We start from the raw sequence: 15,298 nt of genomic DNA, 5'->3' as shown, positions 1-15,298 counted from the left end.
ATTGCTACACTATTTCAATACTTTTTAATTCACTGAAATGCCACAAATCATGAAAAAAGCTTACCTACTGCTTGCATTCATTTCCGTTTCTGTTTTTTCTCAGAAAAAATTTGACAATATCCAATCTGAAAAATTAGGAGAGGAACGAAGAATAACTATTGGTCTTCCGGCTTCCTACGAAGCAAAACCAGACAAAAAATACCCTGTTTTGTATTTATTAGACGGCGATTATTTGTTTGACCCATTTTCCGGAGCTGTAAGTTATGGTACTTATTGGGATGATATGCCTGAAATGATTATTATTGGAATTCATCAAAATAAAGATGAAGAACGTTATGATGATACAACGATCGATCAAAATGAAGGCTTACCATTTGAAAAAGGAGCAAAATTTTTCGAATTTATTGGAGCAGAACTGATCCCATATATTGAAAAAAAGTATCGTACTGCGCCTTTCAGAATTATAGCCGGTCACGATGTAACAGCAAGTTTTGCTAATTTTTATTTGTATAAGGAATTCCCAATTTTTAACGCGTATATTTGTTTAAGCCCTGAACTTGCACCAAAAATGGAAGTTAGAATAGCAGAGAAATTTGCAAAAATCCAAAAACCGATATTCTATTATCTTTCTGCAGGAGAAGGTGATATCAAAAAAATAAAAGAACCGATTGAGAAACTGAACAGTAATATTAAAATTGCAAATAATCCGTTAGTAAATTATAAATACGACGTATTCAAAGATGCTACACATTATACTGAGGTTTTAAATTCAATCCCAAATGCGCTTTATCAAATTTTTGAATCCTACAGACCAATCAATTCTGCGGAATACAATGATAAAATTGCAGTTTTACAATCTGGTTACTCCGATTATTTGGAGAAAAAATACGCTACAATGTCTGAAATTTTAGGATTTCAGGTTCCGGTAAGAATGAGCGATTTTAAAGTAATTGAAAACATTATTTTAAAAAAGAATGCCTATGATGAACTAGGAAAAATGGCAGAAATTGGAAATGTAAATTACCCAAAAGCAATGTTGGGTGAATATGAATTAGGTTTGATGTATGAAAAAATGGGCGACCCAAAACATGCTTCAAAAAAATACCAAAACGCTTCTCAAATGGAGCCAATTGGTGATTTGAATAAAGATTTGATGTACGAAAAAATAGATGAGATGAATACTCTTCTAAAAAAAACTAAATAATGTCAAAAGTTAAAACTTCCTTTTTTTGTCAAAACTGCGGAACTCAATATGCCAAATGGCAAGGACAATGCAATGCTTGTAAAGAATGGAATACTATTGCTGAAGAAATTATTCAGAAGCAGGAAAAAGTGGCATGGAAAAGCGAACCAACTCCAACCGGTAAAGCTCCAAGACCTTTAAAAATTAACGAAATCGACTCGACTCAGGAAATTCGAATGAATACTACTGATGGCGAACTAAATCGTGTTTTGGGTGGAGGAATCGTTCCCGGATCTTTAACGCTTTTGGGAGGAGAACCCGGAATTGGAAAAAGTACACTTTTACTTCAAATCTCCTTAAAATTACCTTATAAAACTCTATATGTTTCCGGCGAAGAAAGTCAGAAACAGATAAAAATGCGTGCTGAAAGAATAACTCCAAATAGCGATAACTGCTATATTCTAACCGAAACAAAGACGCAAAACATCTTCAAACAAATTGAAGCTATGCAACCTGAAATTGTAATCATCGATTCAATTCAGACTTTGCATACCGATTATATCGAATCTACAGCAGGAAGTATTTCTCAAATTAGAGAAACGACCGCCGAACTAATCAAATTTGCAAAAGAAACCAATATTCCGGTAATTCTGATTGGGCATATAACTAAAGACGGAAACATTGCCGGACCAAAAATTCTGGAACACATGGTTGACACTGTTCTTCAATTCGAAGGGGACAGAAATCACGTTTACCGAATTTTGCGTTCACTTAAAAACCGTTTTGGTTCAACCGCCGAATTAGGAATCTATGAAATGCTTGGAAGCGGTTTGCGTGAAGTAAGCAATCCGTCTGAAATTTTAATTTCGCATAAAGACGAAGAAATGTCGGGAACTGCGATTGCCACAACCATGGAAGGCATGCGTCCACTAATGATCGAAATACAATCTTTAGTAAGCACCGCAGTTTACGGAACTCCACAAAGAAGCACAACCGGTTATAATGCCAAAAGATTAAATATGATTTTGGCCGTTTTAGAAAAAAGAGCCGGATTTCGTTTGGGAGCAAAAGACGTTTTCCTGAATGTAACCGGTGGAATTTCTGTAGACGATCCTGCAATTGATCTTGCTGTTGTTGCTGCTATTTTATCATCAAATGAAGATATTCCAATTACAAAAGGATTTTGCTTTGCCGGTGAAGTTGGGCTTTCTGGCGAAATTCGACCTGTAAACCGCGTAGATCAGCGTATACAGGAGGCCGAAAAGTTAGGTTTCGACACCATTTTTGTTTCAAAATACAATAAAATAGCTTTAAAAAATACAGGAATCAAAATTGAGCTTGTAGCTAAAATTGAAGATGTTGCCAGTATTCTTTTTGGTTGATTTTAGATAAAAATACCACTATGAATTTTCCAAAACAAAAAATATTCACAGCATTAAAAATACTTGCCCTCGTATTTATTTTGCTTTGTGTTGGTCTGTACTTTTTTCGCGATTCGCTTTTAAAACAAGCCATCGCAAAAGTCACTCATAAAATGGCTGTTGATTATAACAGTGATTTTTCTATAAAAGAAGCCTCTTTTAGTGGTTTATCAAGTGTTAAACTTACCGATGTTGTATTAGTACCAAAAAATGCCGATACTCTTCTTAAAATCCAAAAAATTGAAACAAGTGTCAGCTTAAGCAACTTGCTTATCGGCGATGTTCAGGTGGGAACTTTAAAAGTCGACAATGGATATATCCAATTAGTCAAAAAAGGAAAAATCAGGAATTTTGATGCTTTCTTAAAAAAGAACAGCGACAATACCGAAAAAAATGAGAAAAGGAAATATGGTGCTTTTGCGTATAGAATTATTTCAAAACTACTCAATTTAGTTCCGACTGACATGCATTTGGAAAACTTCAAATTCAAAATTGACGATAACGGAAAGAAAGCATCGATTTCAATCAATAAATTAGTTCTTGTGGACAAACAACTTGAGACCAACCTTCACGTTCAAAGCAAGGATTTTGATCAGCGATGGAATTTAAAAGGATTTGCTGATCCAAGAAACCAAAAAGCAGATATTCGTTTTTTCAATTTAGATACCGGCGCTATTCGTGTTCCGTATCTGGATGAACGTTATAACCTAAAAGCAAGTTTTGACTCGATCAGGCTTAATGTTGAAAAAATTGACAAAAGTGGCAGCGAACTTCATATTGATGGTTTTACTTCTATCACCAATTTAAAAATTAATCATCCAAAAATTGCCAGCAAAGATGTTGTAATTAAAAATGCCCGTTTTGATTATCGCTTTCTTCTTGGAAACGACTTTATTTCGATTGACAGCACTTCGACAATGCAGTTAAACAAGATAAAAGTAAAACCATACATCTCTTATGATACTGAAAAAGATACAGTTTATACTTTGAAAGTGAATATTCCGAAGATGAATGCGCAGGACTTTATCGTTTCACTTCCTGATGGTTTATTCACCCATTTTCAGGGAATGCAGGCCACTGGAAATTTTGATTATAAACTGGATTTCAAATTCAATAAAAATAAACCTAACACACTTGTTTTCGACAGCAAACTAAACAAAGAAGATTTAAGAATTACAAAATATGGCGAAGCCGATTTAAATAAATTAAATGGAGAATTTGTCTATCGTGCCATCATTCAGAATGTATTACAACGACCAGTTTTAGTTGGAAATGCCAATCCGAATTATACACCTTTAGACCAGATTTCACCTTATTTGAGAAAATGCGTTTTAACTACAGAAGATCCATCGTTCTTCTCACATCGCGGATTTATCAATGAGGCTTTTAAACAATCGATTCTTAAGAATATCAGAACTAAAAAATTCTCTCGTGGTGCCAGTACAATCAGCATGCAGTTAATTAAGAATGTCTTTTTAACGCGTGAAAAAACGCTTTCGCGAAAGCTTGAAGAAATCTTATTGGTTTATATTCTGGAAAACAATCGAATTGTAAGCAAGGAAAGAATGCTTGAAGTGTATTTCAACATTATCGAATGGGGACCAAATGTATACGGAATTGGAGAAGCGAGTCACTTTTATTTCCAGAAAAGTCCATCATCACTAAATGTCGATGAATGCTTATATCTGGCAACGATTATTCCGAAGCCAAGAAAATTCATGTATCAGTTCAATGATCAGGGCAACCTGAAAGATTACGCTCTGAAGAATCAGAAATTCTTAAAGAATTTAATGTTCCGCCGTGGCTTATTAGTTCCGGAAGACACTTTAGGTCAATTGCCAGTTTATATTTCCGGAAATGCACGTTCTTTCATTAAAATCAAAGCTCCGGATTCTACAGCAGTTAAATTGGACTCTCTGGCTGTTGATGACGAATTCGATTTATAATGATTTACCACAAAGGCACTAAGTTTTTTAAGCTTAGTCTATATGCTCGCAAAGTCGCAAAGACGCCAAGTTTAGATAATACTTTGCGTCTTTGCGACTTTGCGAGATAAATAAGAAAATCTTTGTATCTTAATGCCTTTGACAAAAAAACTTAAGGTGCCGGATCAGGAATCACAGCCTGAACTGCATCTATTTCAGCAAGGATTTCCTTAGAAAGAACCACATCAATTGTGTCAATGTTTTCTTTTAATTGTTCCATAGTTGTAGCACCAATAATTGAACTTGTAAGGAAGGGTTGCTGCAAAACAAATCCCATTGCAAGCTCAGTTAACGTTAAACCGTGTTTTTTAGCAATTTCCTGATATAATTTTGTTGCTTGAGTACTTTGATCGCTGCTGTAACGTTTGTATTGCGGAAAAAGACTAATTCTCGCTTTTGGATGACTTTCTCCCGTTAAAAATTTACCTGTTAAGACTCCAAAGGCTAAAGGTGAATATCCTAATAAACCAACATTTTCATATTTTGAAACTTCAGCAGAATTTACTTCAAACAAACGATTCAGTAAAGAATATGGGTTTTGAACGGTTTTGATTCTTGGTAAATTGTTGTATTTGCTTTCTTCCAGAAAACGCATCATTCCCCATGAATTTTCATTTGAAACTCCGATATGTTTGATTTTTCCCTCTTTAATCAATCCGTCAAAAGTTTCTAAAATTTCTCTAAAGTTATCTTCCCACACATCATCATGTCCATGAAAAGCGCGTTGTCCAAAATTATTTGTTTTTCTTTCCGGCCAATGCATTTGATACAAATCGATATAATCGGTCTGAAGCCTTTTTAAACTATTTTCAACAGCATATTTAATACTTGCAGGAGAGAAATCCAGTTTCTCTCGCATATACCCAAAACTCGGATTTGGTCCGGCAATTTTAGACGCCAAAATTACTTTATCGCGGTTTCCTGATTTCTTAAACCAGGTTCCTATAACTTTTTCTGTACTTCCATAAGTTGCTTCACTTGCCGGAACCGAATACATTTCAGCAGTATCAAAAAAATTGATCCCTTTTTCTAAAGCATAATCCATTTGTTCATGACCTTCTGCTTCTGTATTCTGTTGTCCGTAAGTCATTGTTCCCAGACAAATTTTACTAACTTTTATATCGGTGTTCGGTAGTGTTGTGTATTTCATTTTTTCTTTTAGGTTCAAAGTTGCAAAGAAACAAAGGTACAAAGGGATTTTTCAAATCGAAAAACGAGAAAGGTTAAAAAAAGTACAAGATTTTCATACGCTCCTGCAAGGCTTCAAAAAACCTTGTAGGTATCTCTAATTTCAATTCAAATCCAAGTTAAACCTACAAGGCTTTGAAAACCTTGCAGGGTAACACTTCCAGAAATTGGAATTTGGAATTTTTATATTGGAGTTTAAAAAAAGGCTCAAAAGTAAAAACCTTTGAGCCTTTATACCTCACAACCTTTGTTCCTAAGTCTATTTTAAACTTTTTAATGGATTTTGAAATGTATTGAAAATCCTAACAATGAAAATGGAATCATTTTTAAATTGATATAAAATTTTAAAATTTCTTATTACAATTCTACGACAATCAATTCTATATTCATCAAATTGAAATTGCTCAGCAAAAACGATATTATTTGCACTTTCAAACAACTCATGTCTAATTTTCAATGCCTTTTCTTTTGAATATTTCCTTTTAAGTTCAAAATAAATTTCCTTCAAATCCAATTTTGAATTTTCCGACCAAAAAACTGTTGGTTTATTCATCATCCCAATCTTTCATTTCTTTCGACAAATCTTCGCTTGAAATTATTCGATTGTATTTAATATCCTCTAAACCTTCTTCTACTCTATTATGGTAATCAGTTAATGTCACAGGATTTCCTTTCGCATCATACGAAACCACTTCATTTAAATAATTATCAAATACTGAAGATACAATTCTAAGCACTCTTTCATCAGCTAAATCTAACTGATTCTTTATTTTCTCTTTTAATTCTGGAAGTCCCATAATTTTTGATTTATAGAAACCAAAGTTACAAAATTTTAAATTCCAATATTAAATCCCAAATTCTAAACACTTTCAGAAATTGAAATCTGTTAATCGGAATTCAAAAAAAAGGCTCAAAAGTAAAAACCTTTGAGCCTTTGTACCTCAGAACCTTAGTCCCTTAGTTTATACTATTAAGCATCTCCGCAATTTCATCTAATCTTGGAGTAAGAATGATTTCGATTCTTCGGTTTTTTGCTTTTCCTTCCGGAGTCGCATTACTTGCCAAAGGAGAAAATTCGCTTCTTCCCGCTGCTGTTAGTTTTTGCTTATTGATTTTACTGTTTTCACTTAAAATAGCGACAATTGCAGTTGCTCTTTTAGTTGATAAATCCCAGTTGTTTGCAATTGGTCCTGAACCTGCATAAGGATCATCATCTGTATGACCTTCAATTAAAACGGAAAGATCAGGATTGTCGCCCAAAACTTTTCCAAGTTCTACAACTGCTTTTCTTCCTTCAACACCTACTGCCCAGCTTCCTGAATTAAAAAGTAATTTGTTTTCCATAGAAACATATACTTTTCCATTTTTCTGTTCTACTGTTAAACCTTTACCTTCAAAACCGTTTAAAGCTTTAGATAAAGTTTCTTTCAGTTTTTTCATTGCAGCCTCTTTTGCTGCAATCATATCTTCAAGTTCTTTTAGACGATTAGCCGTTTTATCCAAACGAGCTTGTTCATCTGCCAGTTTTTTTGATTTAGCTTCCAATTGCGCCAGCAACTCACGGTTTTTATTCATGTTGCTTTCTAATGCATCGTTGCTGTTTTTCTCCAATGCATTATAAGAATCTTGTAAAACCTTGTATTTATTTTGAGCGGCAGCCAAATCTGCTTTTTGTTTTGCAAGCTCATCTTTTGTGCTAGCCAAATCTTTGGTTAATTTATCTCGATCTAATTCTAACTGATTTTTTGCTGTTTTTAAATCTGCATTTTCATCAGCTATTGAGCGATTTTCTTTTTTCAGATCTGAATATTTTGTTTCAAGATCGTTGTAAATCTTTTTAGATACGCATGAAGTTGTAGACAAAGCTAAAACCAGTAATCCGATGGAGGCCTTTTTAATCATATTGTATTTATTTTTTATTTGGAGCTTATTAATAATTCTAATTTCAGTCTAAAACCCAGAAAAGAAATTCCAAATTCCAAACTTGGCTCAATTTAAACTTATGCATTCTCAACAAGAACAGTACCAAACTTTATTCAATTTCAACTAAAACCGGACAATGATCTGAATGTACAGCGTCTGGAAGAATAACCGCACGTTTTAGTCTGTGTCCAAGCGAATCACTTACCAGATTATAATCAATTCTCCATCCTTTATTATTTCCTCTTGCACCAGCGCGGTAACTCCACCAAGAATAATGATGCGGATCTTTATTGAAATGACGGAAACTGTCTATAAATCCGGATTTCATAAAAGCATCCAGCCACGCACGTTCTGCCGGCAAAAATCCGGAAACAGTTTTATTTCGAACCGGGTCATGAATATCTATAGCTTCGTGGCAAATATTATAATCTCCGCAGATAATAAGATTCGGAATCGTTAATTTCAACTCATTTATATAAGTCTGAAAGTCATCCATAAACATAAATTTATGATCTAATCTTTCAATATTGGTTCCCGACGGAAGATATAAACTCATTACAGAACAGTCCTCAAAATCGGCACGCAGATTACGACCTTCAAAATCCATATGATGAATTCCTGTACCGTAAACTACGGTTTTAGGTTCTGTTTTAGATAAAATAGCAACACCGCTATATCCTTTTTTTGTAGCTGGATAATAATATTGATACGGATAACCAGCGGCAGTAATAGCATCTACCGGAATTTGATCCTGAGTCGCTTTGATCTCCTGAAGGCAAATTACATCAGGGTTTGCATGCTGTAGCCACTCGATAAAACCTTTGGTAATCGCGGCACGTATTCCGTTTACATTATAAGAAATAATTTTCATGTGGGTCATTTTTTAGGATTTCAAATGTAATAAAAAAGTGGAAAGTTTGCGATTGAATAAACGAAAAGTAGAGTTTTTTGTTATCTTTGTTCGCTGCTCTAATAAATTAAAAATAGTACATGGGTTTAGTTACCGCGAAAGAAGTTGCAAAGGCAATAAATGTTGATAAGTACGGGGTATTCGGTACTTTTTCAGGCTGGATTCTTATGAAGGTCCTTAAGATCTCGACCCTTAATAAAATTTACGATCATAATAAACATTTGGAAGACCTTGCTTTTTTAAACGGAATTTTGGATGAGATGGAAATTAAATTTGAAATCCCTGAAGAAGATTTAAAACGTTTACCAAAAGATGGCGCTTATATTACCATTTCAAATCATCCGCTTGGTGGTATTGATGGTATTTTGCTTTTGAAATTGATGCTTGAGAGAGAACCAAATTTCAAAATCATTGCCAACTTCTTATTACACAGAATTGTTCCGATGAAAAAATACATTATGCCGGTTAATCCTTTTGAAAATCATAAGGATGTAAAATCGAGTGTAATTGGTATTAAGGAAACTTTACGTCACTTAAGCGACGGAAAACCTTTAGGAATTTTCCCTGCCGGAGAGGTTTCAACTTACAAAGACGGAAAATTGGTTGTTGATAAACCTTGGGAAGAAGGTGCTTTAAAGTTAATCAGAAAAGCAAAAGTACCGGTTGTCCCTATTTATTTTCATGCTAAAAACAGTAAATTATTCTATTGGCTTTCTAAAATTGATGATACTTTGCGTACTGCAAAATTACCATCAGAATTGCTTACTCAGAAAGACCGTGTAATTAAAGTTCGTATTGGAAAACCAATTTCTGTAAACGAGCAAAACGAAATTGAATCGTTTGAAGATTACTCAGAATTCCTAAGAAAGAAAACCTATATGCTGGCAAATCCTTTTGAAAAGGATACTAAACTAATAGACACCGCAAGTTTAAAAATACCAAAAGCGCCTAAAAAAATAGTTACGCCTGCAAGCGAATCAAAAATGATTGATGAAGTTCAGGCTTTAAGAAACAGCGATTCCAGATTATTGCAAAGTAAAAATTACGAAGTATTTTTTGCCAGAGCAAAGGCTATTCCGAATATTATTCATGAAATTGGACGTCTTCGCGAAATTACTTTCCGTGAAGTGGGTGAAGGAACCAATGAATCTATTGACTTAGATGAATACGATCAATATTATCACCATATGTTTTTATGGGATGATGATACTAAAAAAATTGCGGGCGCCTACCGCATGGGATTAGGTTCTGAAATTTACCCAAAACATGGCATTGAAGGTTTTTACCTGACAGATCTTTTTAGATTTGAACCGGAACTTCATGATATGATGCACAAATCAATCGAAATGGGGCGTGCATTTATCACCAAAGAATACCAACAAAAACCAATGCCTTTGTTCTTATTATGGAAAGGTATTATACATACAACACTTCGTCATCCGGAACATAAATATTTATTGGGTGGCGTAAGTATCAGTAATCAATTTTCTGATTTCTCTAAATCATTAATGATTGAGTTCATGAAATCGAATTATTACGATCCGTATATCGCACAATATATTCATCCAAAGAAAGCGTATAAAGTAAAACTTAAAGACGCTGATAAAGATTTTATCTTTGATGAAGCGGAATCTGACTTAAATAAGTTTGATAAAATAATTGATGAGCTGGAACCAGGAAACCTGCGTTTACCGGTTTTGATTAAAAAATACATCAAACAAAACGCAAGAGTAGTAGCTTTTAACGTAGATCCGTTATTTAATAATGCTATTGATGGTTTAATGTACATAAGAATCGCAGATATCCCGGAAAGCACTATGAAACCGGTTATTGAAGAATTTCAGATCGAATTAGAAAAGAAATTATCTGAGAAAGAAGATTAAGACAGTTAACTATAGAAAAGAAAAACTCATAAGCTAAAACTTATGAGTTTTTTTATGTTTAAAATCTGTTTTTAGGTTTTATATTACCCTTTAAACTACCTCTTCACGCTCCAAATTGAATATTTCTTCACCGATGCTGTCAAGTTTATTCAATATAGTTTCCGAACCAGATTCTTTGAGTACCTCCCATTCTTTTTCTGAAATAGGTATCATCCATAAAAACAAAATAGTTGAATTAGAAAAACCAGTAAAGTTCATTTTTGGCAAGACTTTTAATTTATTAGTAAGAACCGCATATTTAAACTTCTCACTTGCACTAGTTTTAAACTCTACAGTATGTCCTTCTGCCAAAAAAGTGATATAATCCCAAGGTATTGCTGTAATCCCGCTTACAAGACTCGCAACGTTCTGTATTTGATCATTTGATAATCCCGACTTCAAAATAACCCCAAGCTCAATTCTATTAACCTCGTCTGGATTATCACAATACATTTCGATTTTTGGTTGTGGCCTTAATGATACCGCTACGGTTGCAAAAACAATCTTTTCTTCACCTTCATATAAATAAAGGCCTTTTGGAGGCCATTCTGAATTATCAATTGCATAATACTTCTCGCTTGCCCCAAAAATCTCATCGTAATAATTTAAAATTTGCGGTTGAAGAGACTGAAAAGGATTCTCATCTTCATCCCATTCTTTTATAAAAGAAACTGCGTTTTTAACACGTCTATGCATCTCATTACCTTCTGAAAGTTCCCAAGCAAAATACCCTTCACCTATACAGTCGCGTGCGTATCCATAAAATCCGCCATTACCTCCCCAACCAGGAATTACACATACAATTTCTCCGTTTTCTAATAATGCTGCTCCATCTCCCTCTTCCAACCAAACAATTTCCAAATCCTTCTCCACAAGTTTATCTTGCCCTTGGGGAAACTTGCAAAATTCTTTAGTCAATAAAGGCGGAACACCTTTTTCCATCAATTTCGTTTCTATTTCTTTGGGTGCCGCAATTAAATTTCTAATCCAGCAGCTCTTCACACCAAAATCTTCGTTATCACCAAACAAATAAAAATAAGCAACTCTATTATCTTGTTCTACAATTGCAGTTATTGGACAATTAGGACTTCTTAATTCAAGGACAACCTTCGGTTTTTCAATCTTATTATCGCTTCTGCTAAATAACCCCATACCTTCTAATATATTTTTTAAACATTAAATTTTACACTGAAGTAACGAATTTTTATTCTCAAAAAGGTCATTTTTTTCAATAAATAAAGTTTTTTTTGAACTAGCTAATGTTACAATAAGCTAAAAATCCCATTCATTTCTGAATGGGATTTCAAAATCTTATTCTGTAGTATTTTAAAACCAAGGTTTTCTTCCAACCTGATACGTTTGATAAAAATCTCCGTCGGTTTTTGTTAAGTAAAGAATTCCTTCAATTAATCCAATTACACCACCAATTCCGCACATAAGTCCTAATATAAGCTGGATTATTCCTTCTTTGGTATAACCCAAGTAAAACTTATGAATTCCCAATGTACCTAATAAAATAGCCAAAATTCCTGCAACAACTTTTTTGTTTTCTTCTTGCGGGTGTGACGGATTATTCCACTCTTCTGTTTTTGTACTTTCCATATTTTAATTATTTAAAAAATTGATTAAAAACATTTTGCAAAAAAAATCCCATTCATAAATGAATGGGATTTCAATATAATAAATTAGAACCAGCCTTTTTTACCTACCTGGTAAGTCTGATAGAAATCTTCATCTGATTTAGTAAGGTAAATAATTCCTTCAACAAATCCGATAATTCCACCAATACCGCAAGTAACAACGCTTATTACTAATTGTATAATTCCTTCCTGAGTGTATCCTAAGATAAATTTATGAATACCTAAATATCCAAATATAATCCCCATAATCCCGGCTAATACTTTTTTATTCTCTTGTCTTGGTTGAGACGGTGTGTTCCAGCTTTCTGGTTTTGTAGTTTCCATTTTTTATTAATTATTTAATTATTGTAATTCAACTTTACCAATTTCATTAATTTCTTCTACCTCATTTTTAGGATCAGAACCATATTGATTTGATCCGTAGGTTCCTTCGGTACATAACAAAATCAACAACCAGATTCCACCGGCAAAAGGGATCAAGCTAACAAGAAAGTACCAGCCACTTTTGTCAATATCATGCAATCTTCTTACAACAACTGCCAGTCCGGGAATAAGTGTAGCAAAACTATAAAGAACAAGAATTCCATATCCAATAATTCCTCCTGTAGCAACATCTCCTAAAATACCGCCTATAATTAGTCCTGCAATTATTACTGCTATAGAAATTATACCATTTGCAAGTGTAAAATACCAATACTCGCTTCTTCTTGCACGTCCTTTGAAGTTTGCATAGTTTTCAAAAACTACTTTTTTGTACCATTCAATCATAATTAATTCAGAATTAGTTTAATAACACCTACTCTTTAAGGATTTTCGGTTTCTCCTCATTCCACAAGAATAGAGCTATTTAGACTGATTCTTCATGAATTTGTAGCAATATTATTAAAAATTAACAAATAAAACTAATCTCACTAAATAAAATTTACAAGAAAAAACTCGTTATTAAAATCTAAAGGCTGTAGACTACTTTTTATTATAAACCACTTTAATTTTATCAACGATCACCTGCGCTAAGCGCTCATGACTTTCAAAAGTCCATCCTGCAATATGTGGCGTTAATAAAACATTGTCTGCCTGCAACAGGTACTGAAATGCCTCTGGTGTATTTTTATCCTGAAACAGTGTTTCAAAAGATAATTTCTCATACTCCAAAACATCCAGACCTGCACCAAGAACCTTTTTTTCTTTCATTCCCTGAACTAAATCAGCCGTAACGATGTTTTTGCCGCGAGAAGTATTAATAATCCAAAATGGCTTCGAAAATGAGTTTATAAAATCTGCATCGACCATTTTATCTGTTTCGGGTGTCCACGGCAAGTGCAAACTCAAAACATCAGCTTTCTGTTGTAATTCTGACAGCGTAACCTGCTTTGCATTTTCATCTGCAATATTTTCTAAAAGATCATGAAATAAAACTTCGACATCAAAACCACGAAGTTTTTTAGCAAAAGCTTTACCCATATTTCCGTAACCAATGATTCCAACAGTTTTCCCATCCAATTCATGACCACGATTGCTTTCACGATGCCATTGTCCGGCTTTCACTTCAGCATCGGCTTTATTCAAATTATTAAAAAGCGATAAGATTACACCAAGCGAATGTTCTGCAACTGCATTTCGATTTCCTTCCGGAGCTGCAATCAAATGCACTCCTTTTTCTTCGGCGTAATCACAATCTATACTTTCTAAACCTGCACCAACTCTGGCAATAAACTGCAGATTAGTAGCTTTATCTAAAAATGTTTTATCAATTTTAAATCGGCTGCGAATTACGATTCCATTATAATCCTGAATTTTTGCTTCGATTTCTTCCTTTGAAGATTTAAAATCGGCGTGATTTTCGAAACCAGCTTCCTCCAATTGATTCCATAGAACTGGATTATTACTGTCGATATGAAGAATTTTTATACTCATTGTATTATATTTTATAAAACAAAAATACAGCTTATTCTTTATTTAAGTCCTTCTTTTAAGATTACTGTTTGACTATTAATTTCCTAAAATGAAACAGGAATCAGAAAAGCATTCAAAAAAACAGAAAATCGACTTTTTTGATTCCAAACACAACATCAAAAACAATACTATCAATTGAAATTGAGACAATTAAACACATAAACTATGTAAATCTTAACATTTTCGAGTTATTTAATTTCATACATTTATTGTTACAACTTAACTTCAGAAAACCCGTCCCTTTTCGCCTTATCACCAATTTAATTTAAACAAGTAATTATTCTTTATTCATTAAATAAAAGTTATTATGGCAACAAACAATTTAACCATTATTTTGGTTCACGGGGCCTGGGGCGATGGTTCTCATTGGCAACATGTAATTCCGGGTTTGGTAAAGGAAGGCTACAAAGTACGAAGCGTTCAAAATCCGTTGACTTCATTACAAGACGATATAAACAAAACTCAGGATCTGATTGATGCGCAGGAAGGCAAAGTACTTCTGGTAGGACATTCTTATGGCGGAGCAGTAATCTCGGGTGCCGGAAATCACGACAAAGTTGTAGGTTTGGTATATATTGCCGCATTTGCACCCGATGAAGGAGATAGTCTGGGAAGTCTGCTTGCGCGCAGGTCCGGTTCAGGCGGAGCCAGTATTTATCCTGATTCTAAAGGTTTTTTATGGATTAAATACGATGAGTTTCATCAGGCATTTGCTCAGGATTTAAATCCGGAAGAAACCTTGGTTTTATCTTTAGCTCAAAAACCGATACATGGTCAATGTTTTGGAGATCTTGCAGGCAATCCGGCATGGAAAACAAAACCAAGCTGGTATCAAATTTCCAACTTTGACAATATGATTCCTGCAGAAACAGAAAAGGAAATGGCGGAGCGCATAAAACCTAAAAAAATCATTCATCTGGATGCAGGACACGCCTCTTTGGCATCGCATCCAAAAGAAGTAACCGCTTTAATCTTAGAAGCTGCTGCTACATTTTAAAAAATAGCTCAAACCCGCTAAGTACAAAATTAGCGGGTTTTTATTTCTATGTCTCGTCCTGAAAAAAGTTGACTATAATAGATGCAATTATGTCAACAGAAAGAAAACATTCTAAAAATCCATTGCCTCCCCAAACTTTCAGTGAGGTCTTTAAAAGGAAGGTCGTAAAAGAATTT

At 34.0% G+C, this 15,298-nt stretch carries 15 protein-coding genes; 5 read left to right on the top strand and 10 right to left on the bottom strand.

Annotated features, from left to right (window positions below; all coding sequences use genetic code 11):
• Positions 1–49 precede the first annotated feature (49 nt).
• From KHA98_RS19305 to KHA98_RS19295, 3 genes are read left to right on the top strand one after another with little or no spacing between them, the layout of a single operon-like run.
• The gene (locus tag KHA98_RS19305) at positions 50–1,204 is read left to right on the top strand and encodes an alpha/beta hydrolase (RefSeq protein ID WP_213259542.1); all 1,155 of its coding nucleotides are present in this window, start codon (positions 50–52) and stop codon (positions 1,202–1,204) included.
• On the top strand, positions 1,204–2,565 hold the full coding sequence (gene radA / locus KHA98_RS19300; RefSeq protein ID WP_213259541.1) for a DNA repair protein RadA: 1,362 nt from the start codon (positions 1,204–1,206) through the stop codon (positions 2,563–2,565). Before KHA98_RS19305 ends, radA begins: the two co-directional genes overlap by 1 nt.
• Before the next feature lie 20 nt (positions 2,566–2,585).
• Entirely contained in the window at positions 2,586–4,550 is a 1,965-nt protein-coding gene (locus tag KHA98_RS19295; RefSeq protein ID WP_213259540.1) for a transglycosylase domain-containing protein, read from the top strand.
• A 151-nt stretch (positions 4,551–4,701) separates the two neighbouring features.
• On the opposite strand, the gene KHA98_RS19290 is transcribed toward KHA98_RS19295, so the two are convergent.
• From KHA98_RS19290 to KHA98_RS19270, 5 genes are all read right to left on the bottom strand, one after another.
• Positions 4,702–5,739, bottom strand: coding sequence for an aldo/keto reductase (locus KHA98_RS19290; protein ID WP_213259539.1), 1,038 nt, complete (start codon positions 5,737–5,739; stop codon positions 4,702–4,704).
• A 297-nt stretch (positions 5,740–6,036) separates the two neighbouring features.
• Positions 6,037–6,330 carry a type II toxin-antitoxin system RelE/ParE family toxin gene (locus tag KHA98_RS19285; RefSeq protein WP_213259538.1) on the bottom strand — a complete coding sequence of 98 codons (294 nt, stop codon included), beginning with the start codon at positions 6,328–6,330 and terminating at the stop codon, positions 6,037–6,039.
• Complete coding sequence (locus KHA98_RS19280) at positions 6,323–6,574, bottom strand: hypothetical protein (protein WP_213259537.1); 252 nt, start codon at positions 6,572–6,574, stop codon at positions 6,323–6,325. The genes KHA98_RS19285 and KHA98_RS19280 overlap by 8 nt, the downstream gene beginning before the upstream one ends.
• Positions 6,575–6,734: 160 nt before the next feature.
• Positions 6,735–7,679, bottom strand: a complete 945-nt coding sequence (locus KHA98_RS19275) for an OmpA/MotB family protein (RefSeq protein ID WP_213259536.1) — start codon at positions 7,677–7,679, stop codon at positions 6,735–6,737.
• A 130-nt stretch (positions 7,680–7,809) separates the two neighbouring features.
• Positions 7,810–8,571, bottom strand: a complete 762-nt coding sequence (locus KHA98_RS19270; RefSeq protein WP_213259535.1) for an exodeoxyribonuclease III — start codon at positions 8,569–8,571, stop codon at positions 7,810–7,812.
• Between the two features lie 119 nt (positions 8,572–8,690).
• On the opposite strand from KHA98_RS19270, the gene KHA98_RS19265 reads away from it, so the two are divergent.
• Positions 8,691–10,493: a GNAT family N-acyltransferase gene (locus KHA98_RS19265; RefSeq protein ID WP_213259534.1), complete on the top strand. Its 1,803-nt coding sequence runs from the start codon at positions 8,691–8,693 to the stop codon at positions 10,491–10,493.
• A gap of 90 nt (positions 10,494–10,583) precedes the next feature.
• Here the strand turns inward: KHA98_RS19265 and KHA98_RS19260 are convergent, their stop codons facing one another.
• From KHA98_RS19260 to KHA98_RS19240, 5 genes are all read right to left on the bottom strand, one after another.
• A complete protein-coding gene (locus KHA98_RS19260) occupies positions 10,584–11,684 on the bottom strand; it encodes a suppressor of fused domain protein (RefSeq protein ID WP_213259533.1) in 1,101 nt (366 codons plus the stop codon).
• 174 nt (positions 11,685–11,858) lie between these two features.
• Complete coding sequence (locus KHA98_RS19255; protein WP_213259532.1) at positions 11,859–12,134, bottom strand: TM2 domain-containing protein; 276 nt, start codon at positions 12,132–12,134, stop codon at positions 11,859–11,861.
• Positions 12,135–12,217: 83 nt separating this feature from the next.
• Entirely contained in the window at positions 12,218–12,496 is a 279-nt protein-coding gene (locus tag KHA98_RS19250) for a TM2 domain-containing protein (RefSeq protein ID WP_213259531.1), read from the bottom strand.
• A gap of 18 nt (positions 12,497–12,514) precedes the next feature.
• Positions 12,515–12,940 carry a DUF805 domain-containing protein gene (locus KHA98_RS19245; RefSeq protein WP_213259530.1) on the bottom strand — a complete coding sequence of 142 codons (426 nt, stop codon included), beginning with the start codon at positions 12,938–12,940 and terminating at the stop codon, positions 12,515–12,517.
• A gap of 195 nt (positions 12,941–13,135) precedes the next feature.
• Positions 13,136–14,086: a 2-hydroxyacid dehydrogenase gene (locus tag KHA98_RS19240; protein WP_213259529.1), complete on the bottom strand. Its 951-nt coding sequence runs from the start codon at positions 14,084–14,086 to the stop codon at positions 13,136–13,138.
• Positions 14,087–14,432: 346 nt separating this feature from the next.
• Between KHA98_RS19240 and KHA98_RS19235 the strand changes: the two genes are divergently transcribed.
• Positions 14,433–15,122 (top strand): alpha/beta hydrolase, encoded by a 690-nt coding sequence (locus tag KHA98_RS19235; protein ID WP_213259528.1) that lies wholly within the window; start codon positions 14,433–14,435, stop codon positions 15,120–15,122.
• Positions 15,123–15,298: the final 176 nt, after the last annotated feature.

The organism is Flavobacterium branchiicola (assembly GCF_018383905.1).
GTDB classification, from domain to species: Bacteria; Bacteroidota; Bacteroidia; order Flavobacteriales; family Flavobacteriaceae; genus Flavobacterium; species Flavobacterium branchiicola.
This window is presented reverse-complemented; position numbering and strand designations above follow the sequence as displayed.

What these genes read in the sequence shown, in the direction of transcription:
- KHA98_RS19305 (WP_213259542.1), top strand. Translation starts at nt 50, where the DNA reads ATGAAAAAAGCTTACCTACTGCTTGCATTCATTTCCGTTTCTGTTTTT.
- radA (WP_213259541.1), top strand. Translation starts at nt 1,204, where the DNA reads ATGTCAAAAGTTAAAACTTCCTTTTTTTGTCAAAACTGCGGAACTCAA.
- KHA98_RS19295 (WP_213259540.1), top strand. Translation starts at nt 2,586, where the DNA reads ATGAATTTTCCAAAACAAAAAATATTCACAGCATTAAAAATACTTGCC.
- KHA98_RS19290 (WP_213259539.1), bottom strand. Translation starts at nt 5,739, where the DNA reads ATGAAATACACAACACTACCGAACACCGATATAAAAGTTAGTAAAATT.
- KHA98_RS19285 (WP_213259538.1), bottom strand. Translation starts at nt 6,330, where the DNA reads ATGAATAAACCAACAGTTTTTTGGTCGGAAAATTCAAAATTGGATTTG.
- KHA98_RS19280 (WP_213259537.1), bottom strand. Translation starts at nt 6,574, where the DNA reads ATGGGACTTCCAGAATTAAAAGAGAAAATAAAGAATCAGTTAGATTTA.
- KHA98_RS19275 (WP_213259536.1), bottom strand. Translation starts at nt 7,679, where the DNA reads ATGATTAAAAAGGCCTCCATCGGATTACTGGTTTTAGCTTTGTCTACA.
- KHA98_RS19270 (WP_213259535.1), bottom strand. Translation starts at nt 8,571, where the DNA reads ATGAAAATTATTTCTTATAATGTAAACGGAATACGTGCCGCGATTACC.
- KHA98_RS19265 (WP_213259534.1), top strand. Translation starts at nt 8,691, where the DNA reads ATGGGTTTAGTTACCGCGAAAGAAGTTGCAAAGGCAATAAATGTTGAT.
- KHA98_RS19260 (WP_213259533.1), bottom strand. Translation starts at nt 11,684, where the DNA reads ATGGGGTTATTTAGCAGAAGCGATAATAAGATTGAAAAACCGAAGGTT.
- KHA98_RS19255 (WP_213259532.1), bottom strand. Translation starts at nt 12,134, where the DNA reads ATGGAAAGTACAAAAACAGAAGAGTGGAATAATCCGTCACACCCGCAA.
- KHA98_RS19250 (WP_213259531.1), bottom strand. Translation starts at nt 12,496, where the DNA reads ATGGAAACTACAAAACCAGAAAGCTGGAACACACCGTCTCAACCAAGA.
- KHA98_RS19245 (WP_213259530.1), bottom strand. Translation starts at nt 12,940, where the DNA reads ATGATTGAATGGTACAAAAAAGTAGTTTTTGAAAACTATGCAAACTTC.
- KHA98_RS19240 (WP_213259529.1), bottom strand. Translation starts at nt 14,086, where the DNA reads ATGAGTATAAAAATTCTTCATATCGACAGTAATAATCCAGTTCTATGG.
- KHA98_RS19235 (WP_213259528.1), top strand. Translation starts at nt 14,433, where the DNA reads ATGGCAACAAACAATTTAACCATTATTTTGGTTCACGGGGCCTGGGGC.